Origin of the sequence: Pseudomonas sp. SORT22, from assembly GCF_018417635.1 — a bacterium.
In the GTDB taxonomy this organism is placed as follows: Bacteria; Pseudomonadota; Gammaproteobacteria; order Pseudomonadales; family Pseudomonadaceae; genus Aquipseudomonas.
The window spans coordinates 2,009,378-2,021,381 of sequence record NZ_CP071007.1 but is presented as its reverse complement, the minus strand read 5'-3'; the positions used below and the strand labels follow the sequence as shown (position 1 = coordinate 2,021,381).

Sequence of the window (12,004 nt, the reverse complement as noted above, 5' to 3'; positions counted from 1 at the left end):
GCGCCCATTTTCGGCACGCCCGGCTGATGCCCTTACTCGCCGTCTTCTTCAGAGCCCTCCTCATCGTCCGGCTCGTCAGGATCCCATTCGGGATCATCGTCATCCTCGTCATACGCGGACAACCTCCTGAGTATTAGTTCGATGGGCTCGCGGATCAGTTGGTCGTCAACTTGGACGCCGTACTGCGCGGACAAAGTTGCGGACAACTCATCCGGCAGAGTGTTGAGCAGCTCGATCTTGGCGGCGGTAATGACAGCCTCGAAGCGGGAAACCATCTCTGCCTCGATCACGACTTCGCCCAGGTCCTTGGCCAGCGCCAGCTCTTCGCGGTCGCCGCGTAGCCTGTCTAGCCGATCCCGTGTGCTTTCTTTCTTGCCGTTCAACGCAGCCTGGCGCATGAGCCACTCGATCACCGCCTGGGTGTCGTACTGGTTTTCGTTGCCGCGCCCCACGCCAAACTCGATCACCGGCATTCCGTCCTTCTGCCAGCGGCTGAGGGTGCGCTCATCTCGACCGACGATCTCACCAAGTTCGGCCTTGCTGACTGTCCTTCCCATTGCTAAGTCCTTGAAAAGACGGACATCCCTGCACACACCTCAGCTGCAGAGATTCCGCGAGTCCCCGTACCCGTGTAGGGGGCGGCCCAGGGGGAGGACCCAGAAAATTGGCACCCCCACCCCCACCCCGCCTGGGTCACTGACCAGCACCACCGCTCGATGGCGGCACATCGCAGACACCCAGACGCTTGGCGGCCCAACGTTCGTACAAGCCGATTGCCACGTCGGCACCGGCCATGGCCGTGAGGCAACCAACAGCCCCCGCCGACCAGATCGACAACCCCAAGGAGTACAAGAGCATGATGGTCGAGAGCCCGCAGACGATGCAGGCACCCGACCGCAGGGCGATCCGCCGCACTAGTCCCCAGCCCCGAGCACCGGCCTTGTCTGCCCGCCACATCTCACCTGACACCCCGCCGACCAGGGCCAGTACGATGACCATCCAGATAGGCATATCAATCAGCGTTTGCTGTTCACTAGTCATGTCTTTAACAACTTCTCCTCATGCAGGGTGGATATGGTGCTAATGTCAAAATGCAACCACAACATAGGCTAAGGAGGCCTTATGCAGTTCTTGCACAAACGCGAACACTTGAACGAAGGCGATGTTGTCGAGGTACAGTGCTCTCACCAATGCAATGTTCGACTGACCACCGACTCTCAGTTTTCGAACTTCAAGAATGGTAAGAAGCACACGTACTACGGTGGCTTCTACAAGCAACTGCCTGCACGCATCGCTGCGCCACATTCCGGCTACTGGAACATCACTATTGACCTAGGTGGTGGGTCCGCCCAGATCCGCCACTCGATTACTATCCACCGAAATGACTAGTTCACCTCGACACTGATCAAGCGCCATCATCAGCGCTCGTTCTAAACGCTTGAGGGTTCCATCTGCTCCGTAGGTGTTGCTGGTGAAGCCGCCTACGGGGCTCCTCGACCAAATCAATTCGCCCCCCTCATCTCGTACTTCAACTCGCATCGTCATCTCCTTGCGTACTCCCAAAAGAAAACCCCGCCAAATGGCAGGGTTCTCAATGCACCTAAGACCGGAGCAATTGCATGGCACAGTGGTTGTTGGGTCAGCGCCTAAGCGCACTTTTCATATCGTGGCGCCTTTTTACATGCCACCGGAAAAACCGAAAAGAGGTGATTTTCGGTTCGCAGCCTTGACGCTACTTCGACGCATCCCCGGCGCATACTCGGCGCATTGTTAGCCGACGGACGGTATGCCGTCGATTCGGACCAGAGCGCGCTATAAGAATCGATAACACCTGCAAATGCAGCGCCTTGACCCAGTTACGGTAGGTCCGATCAGCATCTTCGGCGAGCCCCACCTGGTGCATTTGCTCGCGGATCGTTGCGCCATGCAAGTAGCGGAACTGGGCCAGCTTTGCCAACGTTGCACCACGCTGATCACGGCGCTCCAGTTCAGCGACCGCTGCATCGACTTCTGCCGCTGAGTGATCCAGACCAGCTCCGGCTACCAGGATACGCGCACCAGATGATCCGCCTCGGGGGGCTGCCCCCTTCCATTCCATGATGCTGCCCATTTGGCTGCCTAATCCAGCATCCTGCCCAAGCAGGGACCGCTGCCTGCCCCAATGACACATTAAATCCGCTACCGCTTGTAGGCGTTCAGTCTGATCCATTGTCATTGCCCCCTCACCGTAAACTGAACCCGACACACATTCACGCTACCCAACACAAACCCAACACAGTTAAAACTCAATAAAATCAATTGATTGCCTATGGTTGTGTCGAGTGTGTTGGGTTTGTTGAGTTTTTGAAGTTTCGCATGGACTTTGAATTCACCTATAGCGGCGCCACTAAAGTTGGCGCGCCTGCGCGTGCGCGTGCGCAAACCCAACACACCCGCCACGGATGCCCGCCCCCCTGCTGATTCCGGGGCTTGAGACTGTGTTGGCCTGCCAGAACGGACCCAACACCAACCCAACACACCCACCACACTTACTGACGCACTCATGCCGCGATCCCCTTGACGTGCTCCCAAGCGTCCACGTTCCAGCCGGCGAGCTTTGCCCGAGCACGCCACTCGACGACGTTCTTGCCCAGCTCGGCCGACTTCAAGGAAGGGGGCAGGGAGGGATCGCCGTCACTGGGAAAGAAGAACGCGGCGAAACGCCGGTTGTTGCCATCGGTCCAGGGGATCGCCCGCGTCTTCTCCACCGTCGCGCTGAGCATCAGCGAGAACTTGGTCTGACTCATGGAGTGCTCCTTATTGCGTGAGCACCACTCGAGGAACAGTGCATACAGATCGCTGGTGAGGCAGCAACCCCATAGGCCATGCCCCAGCTCGCCAGTACGCCAAAGGAAAAGGAAGGTTTGCCAGGCCGTGCGACTCAGGGCTACCAACCGCTGACGCGCCTCGGTATCAGGCGGACGCGTGCGCTGGTCAAACTCACCCAGGTCTACAGCCAACAGCCAGCCATACAACGCCGCCACCCCGCCGTTGGCCAGTTCATGACTGATCGCCTTTTGCCGTTCGACCGGCAGCGTCTCCATTGGCCACATAACCAGCATTCGGCGGTCAGCGTCGCTGATCGGCCACGGCATGATCTCGTTACTCAGGAAGACCGCGTTCATATGGTTGGCTTCCTCCCAACCATTGATGAACTTGGACTCCATGCGCACCGTCTTACCGGTGATCATGTGCTTGATCTTGCCCACCTGGTTGTAGCGTTGATCCCGGCTGACGACTTCTTCGAACACCGCCCATAGTTTGCGGCTTTGCCAGGCGTTGAAGCTGCCCTCCAGCTGCGTCTGCCCGACGGTCGCCGCGTATTGGCCATACAGCTGGCCGAACACATCAGCAAACAGCAAACTCTTGCCGGAACCCTCCATGATCGAATGCATCAAGACGGCGGTGTCCATCTTGGCTCCCATGTGCTGCAGCGGATACGCAAGCCACTTGACCAGCCAATCCAGCGCCTTGTTGTCATGGTTGCAGAGGAATGAGATCAACCATCGCAGGTTCTCGCATGCGGCGTCATCACGCACCGGCTCCAGGGGCAACCCGTCGAAGGTATTGATGTAAACATTCGGGTCCTTGCGCATGGTCGGGTCGAACACGATATGGTCGACGTCCACCACCCGACGATCCTGGCTGTTCAACCACCACTTGTATTCCTCGCCCAGGGCCATCTTCACAGCGCCTTCAGCGATGCGCCGTTTCTTCTCGCGGTCCCAGACGTCCTTTGTGCCGTCGATGTACACATAGCGTTCAATAGGGTCCATCTTCAACGCTGCGCCTTTTTTGGCCGACAGACGCCGCGCCTGGTCCAGCTCTTGGACCTTCTCCGACGCGATCAACTTCTTGTCGGTCCGCTCCATCCATTCCTTCGCGAGCGGCTTGCCAACCAGGGCCTCGAAACCGGTCCGCTTCATAGGCTTACCCTTGTCGAAGTCCCACACGTTGGTGGTGCTCTCGACCAGGGCGAACCGCCGCATCGCTCCGTCGATGTCCAAACCATTACCCCCCGCGCCCCCTTGGCCTGAGGAGCCGGCCGAGCTGGCTACCTCGCTATCCAATGCTTCGCGGGCCACACCTTCTTCCTGTTCAGTTGTGGCCGCACCGGCTGGCTGCCTCACGGGCTCATTTACCGATGGGGCATGGGGAAGCTCGCCGAGAGGCGGTGGGGCTGGTGGACGCGACTTAACATCCAAACCGAGGGCCTTCGCAGCCGCTCTGGTCGCTGCCCGCTGGTCACCGTCGTGCATCAGGATGCAGAAAACGTCGAAAGCGTCGTTCTTGTGGCCATTGGCAAGCGGATCGGAGCTGTGATGTGAATAGAGCTTGCCATCGATGATGGTCACTCCTGGATCGCCACTGCTGCTGTGCGGGCACAGCCACTTGTCACCTCTACGCTCGTAGCCGTGGGCCTCGATCAGCGTTGCGATGTCGTGACAACGGTTGAACTCGGGAATGACCTCTGGCAGTCGATCTCCAGAACGTTCAGCGGCTAAGTGGGGCCTCGAGGCAGGAAGGGCCGGAGCAGCTGCAGGCTTAGGCGCCCAAGGACACACCGCTTGCGCCTGAGCCTTGAGTTGATCCCATCCAAGCCAAATTGCCAACAATTCAGCTGGCAGCTCAGGCATGCCCTCAGGCGGGGGTGGATTGCGCCAAGTGTACGGCTGGCCAGTACCAGGATGAATGGATGGCGGCAGAACGTCTTGAACAGCACCACCCCGCAGTTCGAACACGGTTGTCCGTTTGAAGGGCTCTGCAGCCATGCGCAGCGCGGCTACCCTGCCCGCGTCACCCGCCTTTTTGGCTGCCACCATCTGAGCGGTGAGAGCCTTCAGAATCGAGCCATCCGGGTCCGCCTGGTTGGGCCAAGTGAGCGAGCGACGACTCAATTCAACGCCTGTAGGCACCCGAAACATAACGCGAAAACGCGCAGGGTTACCCACGGTGGTGGGATGGGCGGCGGCAAGCGCATCGAGGTCCAGCCCGAATGCCTCCTGCAGGACCTGCCGCGACATCTCTACTTCATCAACGTCCAGCGAGCACACCTGGCTTGGGCCAAGCACTACACCAAGGTTGTGGGTTGGATGAGCAGCCCAGAACGCCTCGGCCGCGTCGGCATCAGTGAAGTAACCACCGGGCTTGTTCCAGGCGTCCCCCTTGGGCCCCTTCTCTCCTGGTTCAACGGGTACCAGAGCGAGCCCGAAAGTTTCGATATAACGCCGCGACCATGCCGCAATCGAATGTCCTTTGGGCTCGCTCATCTACGCCGCTCCCGCAGCTCCTGGCAACTCACGCAGGTCTCACAACCCGCGACCAATTGCTGACGCAGCAACGGAATAGCGTCGTCGCAATCCTCACAGAACTGGGCGCTAGGTTTGCTGGGCTTTTGCGTATGGCGCTGAAGCGCCATTTGAAGGAAGTACTCGGCCTGCTCGTTTGCAACGTCGAGAGGATCTGGATGGTTAGCCATTGGTGCGGTCCTCCATGGCCTGACGAGCACCGGCCATGATGGCCAACACCTGCCGGATCACATCCATGCCGCGCTGTTCAAGATGCAGCACCTCATGCAGCTCCCAGATATTGTCCGCCGCACCATCGTGCATGCTGCTAACGAACTCGCCAGCCTCATCAAGCAGCTTGCCGACAGCTTTAAGCGCTTCATTTGTGGCAGGAACTGGCTCCGGGCGGTACCACACAACTCCCGCCGCCCTGCAAATCGCGTCGAGCACCCTTGGATCGGGCCTCAATGCCAGAAACTCTTCTAGCTCATCGGGCGAAAGCCAGCGGCGCTCTTCATTGGGGTTGAGCTTTTTCTGCAGAGCATCGACATCCATGCCCATCTCATAAGCTGCTGAAGTAATGCCGCCCTCTGGATCGCGCCCTGCACGATAGAGCGCCCGCCGAAGCCTGAGGACCACGCCTGGACGTGGAAATAGATCAATACGACTCATAACCGTTAAACCTCGATTAACGGTGTAGCCACAGGATTGGGCAAGCCCTATCCTACGACCACGACCGATGTGCCTGTTCAAGTGTGTTGTGCGACACGGCATGTCGTTCTAGTCATCCGGTGATTCTTGTGGTGAGAGGCAACCGGATGGCGGGTGTAGCGGTGCTAATACATCGTCAACGCTGAGCTGGGAGGTTCTTGTGGTGAGAGGCCCAGCTCAGCACTCCTTACTTTTGGGGCTTATTTGCGATCTTGATTTGCTCTTCGTAGAACTGCTCAACAGCCTTGCCCACCTCATAGCGGACTGCCGCCCCCTTCGTTGCGCGATAGATAGTCGGCTGGGTAACCCCCACCCGCTCAGCAATTGCCCGCTGGGAGAATCCCAACTCAATCAGTTTTTGAAGCATCTCTTGAATGGTCATTGCACCCACCGATGCGTTATCGAATTGAGCGGATAATACCCAAACGAATTAACCAGAGCAATACAATTCCGATACGCAAACGAATCGAGCAATAGCCGTGATTGGAAAACGCATAGCCCAGCGAATGCAGGAACTAGGCTGGTCGGAAGGGGAACTAGGTAGGCGTTCAGGCGTACCTCAACCCACCATCCACAGGATCCTGACAGGGACATCCGCTAGCCCTCGCCAATCGAATGTCGAGAAGCTTGCAAAAGCCCTGGGGGTTACCAGCGAGTGGCTCTGGAAAGGAGGCGAAGCTCCTGACATGACTGTTGGACCTAACTCCAACATCGAGCCAGGTCCTCGCGTTCGCGGCTTTGTCCCTCTGATTTCATGGGTCCAGGCCGGGGCGTGGTGCGAGATGCAGGACGTGCTCGAGCTGCAAGATGTGGAGACGTGGCTTCCCTGCGCCGTATCCCACAGTAGCGGTACCTTCGCGCTACGAGTAAGGGGGCTTTCGATGTTCAACCCCCATGAGCGGCGGTCATTCAGGGATGGCGACATAATCTTTGTAGATCCAGCTAAAGACTACGAGAACGGGTCACTTGTTATAGCCAAGCTACCCGACAGCCGGGAAGCGACCTTCAAGCAGATCGTCTGCGAGGGAACGCGCCAATTTCTCAAGCCACTCAATCCCTCCTGGCCCGACCCAATCATTGAGTTACCTGATAGCGCACTGATCTGCGGCGTGGTGATTTCGAAAGTGGAGATTTTCTAACCAAACCTCCTAACCGATCAATACGAACATGTATTGACCTGATAAATTCGTTTGAGTATTGTCTGGACCGCACCCCCCTCTCACCACTGAGGTCCAGACATGCAACCCATACATATCGCTAGTGAATGCAAGGTCTACTTGCATCCAACCACCTGCACTCGCCCTGCTATCGTGGACGCTTTCCAGCGTCGCACCGGGCTCCAACTGATTGTCTCTCCGACAGGAATCGTTCGCGCCATCCCCGCTGGAGGTGCCGCATGAGCGAGTACATTCTCCCCCTCAAGCGAGTCATGCTGCTTCAGCACGTTCTGGAAAATGGCGGCACAACCACCTGCCCCATGCGCCGACCTGAGACGTCCATTGACGCTCGAATCGACGTTGAGAACGATGACCGCACTCATCGGCTGAAAGTTACCTTCGGCCCTCTCACCGGCTCTCTCACACTGCAACGCGGCGACTCGGCGAAATACATCGCCTTGCGGGACTTTATGCAAGACCTGGCGAATGGCCGGACTGAGTCTGGGCAACTGTCGCAGCAGGCGTTTGCTCTTATGGAAGCACTCGACAGCGTGAACGGCGTGCTTGAAGGGGATCAGATCGCCTACATCACCCCGACTACCAACTCGGAGCGCCCCTTCGGGGTCGTTGTGACCAACGTACAAGGCGAAATCTGTGCGGCTGTCACCGGCAGATGTAAGAACCATCTTGCAGAATCCGTACGCGTCAAGCTCCGGCCCACCCAAGAGGGGGCGGGGAGCACCCATGACTGACACGCTGGCCCAGCTGCGCAAGCAGTTCACCACGCCTTGCCCAACGCTATCAGCGGTGCGAGAGCACTACTTCCCGCACATAAAGACAGACCGCCGGCTGCGCGAGTTGATCAAGACCAACCGGGTCAAACTCAAGCTCAGCAAGGTGCATAACTCGGCACGAGCGCAAACCGTGGTCTACCTGCACGACCTTGCTGACTTCCTCGACTCCCAATCGAAGCAAACGGCGTAAACGGCGGTCCCGGCCTGTTGGGACACCTTGCTCGGCATCGAACCTCACCACGGCTTCACGGCTTGGTGCCGAGCAACACCTGGAGCACAACACATGCAACAGCAACACTACATCCTGGCCCTCGCAGCCCTTTGGCTGTTCACCCTGGCATTCCTGCCTTTCCTTTTCGCAAAAGCCCGGACTCGCGCATTCGACAGCGGAAGAGCGGCAGGGCTTGAAACCCGCGACGCAATCAACTCTCAGCGGATCGCGTCGATACGCATCGAGCGAGACGAGCTCGCCATCCAGCTTGAAGCCGAACAACGAAAGCACCTCACCATCAAAGCCGCTCTCCAGGGCAGGGTCAAAGAGCTTGAAGACCGGATCATGTCCTACACCGACATGCCGGTGACCAGGGCTGACCACGACCTGCTGACCAAAACCGCCAACACTTTGAAGCTGGCCGGCCGCACCTGGAAGGCCCTGCACGTCGACCCTCAGACCCAGCACGCTAATGACCAGCAACGCTACATCGAAGAGCTCGCCGCCCGCGTACATGCCCAGTTGCGTATCACCCCCGCCAAGCCAACAGACACGGGGGAAGCGGCATGACTATCGCCCAACAGATCAGTTTGGCGGGAGCACAGCAGCACGCCCTGCCCTTCCAGCGCGAGCTTTATGTGGATCTGTTCGCCGGCGCCGGCGGGGCCAGCAGCGGCGGGGCCCGCGCCTACCGCGATCCCGACGTGGCCATTAACCACAACCCAATCGCTATCGCAGTTCACCGAGCGAACCATCGCAACACCCGCCACTACATCAGCGACATCTACGAGGTCGACCCACTGCAGGCGACCGGCGGTCAACCTGTCGGCATCCTGTGGGCATCGCCAGACTGCCGCCATTTCAGCAAGGCGAAAGGCGGCGCCCCACGCAGTAAGAGCGTGCGCTCGCTGCCTTGGGTCGTGGTTCGCTGGGTCTACGTGACCCGCCCACGCCTTTTCCTGATGGAAAACGTTGAAGAGTTCCAGGCCTGGGGCCCATTGGACGACCAGGGCAAGCCGATCAAGTCGGAAATGGGCCGTACTTTCAAGGCGTTTGTCGCCTGCCTCACTACCGGCCTCGCAGCCGATCACCCGGACATGGACGAGATCATCGACTGCATCGGCCAGTGGGTGCCAATGGATGCCTTAGTGCGCGGACTGGGCTGCGACGTGCAGTGGCGTGAGCGCCGCGCCTCGAACGCAGGATCACCCACCATCCGTAAGCGTCTGTTCCTCATCGGCCGCACCGATGGCCGTCCCATCGTGTGGACGAAACCGAAACGACACGAGAATCCCAAGTCGGGTCAACTGCCGTGGCGAACCGCCGCCGAGTGCATTGACTTCACTGACCTGGGCAAAAGCCTGTTCACCCGAAAGCGCCCGCTGGTGGACAACACCTGCCGCCGCGTAGCCAAGGGCTTCTGGCGCCATACCGTCATGGCTGAGCAGCCCTTCGTGCTCCAGCTGGACGAGCAACAGCTGGCAGCGGCGAGTCTCACTGAGTTCGCTAACGCGAGCACTCAACGAACGTTCAGTGCCGCCGAGCCGCTGCGTACTCAGGTTGCGCAGATCAAGGGCGGCCACTTCGCTCTGGCCGCAGCACACCTCACCCACCTGACCCATCACGGGGACCGCTCGGGTTACCCAATTACCGAGGCAACCCGCACGATCACCGGCGCTAACCGAGGCGAGCAGGCTTTGGTCACCGCCTCCATGATCACCCTGCGTAAAGGCTCCATCGGCAACGGGATGGGCCAGCCCGTTAATGCCCTTACCACCAGCAGCGGCCACCACGCGGTCGTAGCCTGCCACTTCGAACAGGCGAACGGCGGGTTCTACAAGGGTGATGGCCGAGCAGCCAAGGCGCCACTGAGCACGATTCTTGGGCGCGGCACCAATCAACGCCTGGCCTCTGCGTACCTGGTGAAGTACTACGGCACAGGCGGCCAATGGCAAGGCATGTACGAACCGATGCACACCTTGCCTACCAAAGAACGCATGGCATTGGTCACCGTAGTTCAGGTGCCCGCCGCGATCCTACCTCCCGAGTTGATGGAGAAGGCCCACAAGTGCGCCCGTTTCCTGCACAAGTACCTGCCGGAGCACTTCCCTGAGCCGGTCGACGTGATACTGCTGGGCGAGCACGCCCTAGTCGATTTCACCCTGCGCATGCTCAAAGCCCCCGAACTGAAGCTCGCTCAGGGATTCAGCCCTGACTACATCCTCGATCGCGGCCTGTTCGAGAACGCAGAAACTGGCCATCTGGAATGGCGCCCCATCAAGAACACTGACCAGATACGCCTGATCGGCAACAGTGTTTGCCCCGATGAGGCTGAAGACCTGATCGCCGCCAATGCGAAAGACCTGATCGACCTGTACCAGCAGGAGGCCGCATGAGCACACATAGCCACAATTGGTACACATCCGAAGGTTACGACGGCGGCCTGCATCACTGCAGAAAATGTGGTCGAGACCACCAAGGCCCCCGCCCCAAAAACCACGACTGTCCAGTGTCGGACGCCGAACACAACGCCGTCGCGTGGCTCGGCCCGGCCGGGCTTTACCGCACTCGCCTGGAAGCCCTGCAGAACGGGGAGCAGCGCATAGAGCCCGTATCAGCGGACCAACTGTTTGCATATGCCCGCGCTCTGGTCCTTATGCAGATCGAGGCCCGCCGCAATGCCTAAACCAGAACGCATCTGGCAGTTCATCAGCGTGGTACTGACAGTGGGGCTGGTTGCCGCACTCACTGCCCTATACCAGGTAGTGCCCTGTGCGCTCGCCTCTAAAGGCATGTTACCGACTGTTATCAATGCCGACGCTGCCACCGCTCTAGTGCTGAGCCCTGCAGCCCGCCGCGCTCATGAGAGGTATTCACTGTGAATACGACTATCAGCTATCAACCTGAGACCAGAACGCCCGGGGGCATGCAGTCCCTGCTTCGCCCAGCGATGTCGGCGATCTGCGACGTGTGCGGCAAGTCTCGTACTCGCCCAGGCGGCCACGACAAATGCTCAAAGGCCCGCCAAGCGGCTGGGTTCATCATCAAGCAGGAGAGCAAGGCATGAGCGTCGACATCCTGAAACTGAAGACTCTAGCCGAGGCGGCCAAGCGTGATCAGTATGACTGTTTGGTACTGAACGACTACGGCATGGCGGTACCGCCAGCGGTTGTTCTGGAACTCATCACAGAGATCGAGCGCCACCGCCTAGAAGCCGAGGGCTGTAAGCCCGAGCTCGTCAACGATCATGCTGGCCACTCCACCGCCGATGTGACGGTCGAGCACACTTTGGCGAAAGCGGAGGGCGGCACGCCCGACCACGACATCCATCCTGGCATGCATCTGGATAAGTGTATTTCTGATAGTCAACTTATTGAATGGCTTGATCAGAGAGGCACTATATGGAGCGACCCCGAAACAACTGAAATAAGATTCCCACACACCGAGTCAGAGACCGGCGAATACACGCATGTTCGTGAGGCACTAATTGAAGCGTACCGACAGGACACCTTAGAGAGGGGGTATTTATGAATACGTCCTTCGTACTGATGGCGCAATACAACGGGCTTGCTGTCATCCCTCTGGAGCAGGTGTGCAACGATTACTTCACACACCTAACTGTAAAGATGTTAGAGCGTAAAGTCTTGGCTGGTCAGATCAAAATCCCCATCACTCGACTTGAGTCCAGCCAGAAGAGCGCCAAAGGGATTCATATCGCCGACTTGGCGCTCTATCTGGACCAACAACGAGAAGCCGCATTAAAGGAATGCGCACAGCTCAACGGATACAAGAAAGCCAGCTGAC

General features: G+C 58.8%; 14 protein-coding genes. 8 read left to right on the top strand and 6 right to left on the bottom strand.

What is annotated here, in order from left to right:
- Nucleotides 1-32: 32 nt before the first annotated feature.
- Nucleotides 33-557: a DUF1441 family protein gene (locus JYG36_RS09500; protein ID WP_036994573.1), complete on the bottom strand. Its 525-nt coding sequence runs from the start codon at nucleotides 555-557 to the stop codon at nucleotides 33-35.
- 136 nt (nucleotides 558-693) lie between these two features.
- The gene (locus tag JYG36_RS09495) at nucleotides 694-1,041 is read right to left on the bottom strand and encodes a phage holin family protein (protein WP_213603691.1); all 348 of its coding nucleotides are present in this window, start codon (nucleotides 1,039-1,041) and stop codon (nucleotides 694-696) included.
- An 81-nt stretch (nucleotides 1,042-1,122) separates the two neighbouring features.
- Here JYG36_RS09495 and JYG36_RS09490 point away from each other — a divergent pair, with 81 nt between their 5' ends.
- Nucleotides 1,123-1,389, top strand: a complete 267-nt coding sequence (locus tag JYG36_RS09490) for a DUF1883 domain-containing protein (protein ID WP_213603688.1) — start codon at nucleotides 1,123-1,125, stop codon at nucleotides 1,387-1,389.
- 1,151 nt (nucleotides 1,390-2,540) lie between these two features.
- Here the strand turns inward: JYG36_RS09490 and JYG36_RS09485 are convergent.
- The 4 genes from JYG36_RS09485 to JYG36_RS09470 all read right to left on the bottom strand — a co-directional run bounded on the left by JYG36_RS09485 (nucleotide 2,541) and on the right by JYG36_RS09470 (nucleotide 6,420).
- Entirely contained in the window at nucleotides 2,541-5,309 is a 2,769-nt protein-coding gene (locus JYG36_RS09485) for a bifunctional DNA primase/polymerase (RefSeq protein WP_213603686.1), read from the bottom strand.
- Nucleotides 5,306-5,458 (bottom strand): TraR/DksA C4-type zinc finger protein, encoded by a 153-nt coding sequence (locus tag JYG36_RS09480; protein WP_502937514.1) that lies wholly within the window; start codon nucleotides 5,456-5,458, stop codon nucleotides 5,306-5,308. Before JYG36_RS09480 ends, JYG36_RS09485 begins: the two co-directional genes overlap by 4 nt.
- 52 nt (nucleotides 5,459-5,510) lie before the next feature.
- The gene (locus tag JYG36_RS09475; RefSeq protein ID WP_213603682.1) at nucleotides 5,511-5,999 is read right to left on the bottom strand and encodes a phage regulatory CII family protein; all 489 of its coding nucleotides are present in this window, start codon (nucleotides 5,997-5,999) and stop codon (nucleotides 5,511-5,513) included.
- Nucleotides 6,000-6,225: 226 nt separating this feature from the next.
- A complete protein-coding gene (locus JYG36_RS09470; RefSeq protein WP_213603680.1) occupies nucleotides 6,226-6,420 on the bottom strand; it encodes a helix-turn-helix domain-containing protein in 195 nt (64 codons plus the stop codon).
- A 124-nt stretch (nucleotides 6,421-6,544) separates the two neighbouring features.
- Here JYG36_RS09470 and JYG36_RS09465 point away from each other — a divergent pair, with 124 nt between their 5' ends.
- The 7 genes from JYG36_RS09465 (at nucleotide 6,545) to JYG36_RS09435 (ending at nucleotide 12,003) form a co-directional block, all read left to right on the top strand.
- Nucleotides 6,545-7,177 (top strand): LexA family protein, encoded by a 633-nt coding sequence (locus JYG36_RS09465; RefSeq protein WP_249744436.1) that lies wholly within the window; start codon nucleotides 6,545-6,547, stop codon nucleotides 7,175-7,177.
- Between the two features lie 257 nt (nucleotides 7,178-7,434).
- Entirely contained in the window at nucleotides 7,435-7,947 is a 513-nt protein-coding gene (locus JYG36_RS09460) for a hypothetical protein (RefSeq protein ID WP_213603675.1), read from the top strand.
- Entirely contained in the window at nucleotides 7,940-8,179 is a 240-nt protein-coding gene (locus JYG36_RS09455; protein WP_213603673.1) for a pyocin activator PrtN family protein, read from the top strand. Before JYG36_RS09460 ends, JYG36_RS09455 begins: the two co-directional genes overlap by 8 nt.
- Before the next feature lie 93 nt (nucleotides 8,180-8,272).
- Entirely contained in the window at nucleotides 8,273-8,770 is a 498-nt protein-coding gene (locus JYG36_RS09450; RefSeq protein WP_213603671.1) for a hypothetical protein, read from the top strand.
- On the top strand, nucleotides 8,767-10,596 hold the full coding sequence (locus JYG36_RS09445; RefSeq protein ID WP_213603668.1) for a DNA cytosine methyltransferase: 1,830 nt from the start codon (nucleotides 8,767-8,769) through the stop codon (nucleotides 10,594-10,596). The genes JYG36_RS09450 and JYG36_RS09445 overlap by 4 nt, the downstream gene beginning before the upstream one ends.
- 667 nt (nucleotides 10,597-11,263) lie before the next feature.
- The gene (locus tag JYG36_RS09440) at nucleotides 11,264-11,731 is read left to right on the top strand and encodes a hypothetical protein (protein ID WP_213603666.1); all 468 of its coding nucleotides are present in this window, start codon (nucleotides 11,264-11,266) and stop codon (nucleotides 11,729-11,731) included.
- Nucleotides 11,728-12,003 (top strand): pyocin activator PrtN family protein, encoded by a 276-nt coding sequence (locus tag JYG36_RS09435; protein WP_213603664.1) that lies wholly within the window; start codon nucleotides 11,728-11,730, stop codon nucleotides 12,001-12,003. Before JYG36_RS09440 ends, JYG36_RS09435 begins: the two co-directional genes overlap by 4 nt.
- Nucleotide 12,004 lies beyond the last annotated feature (1 nt).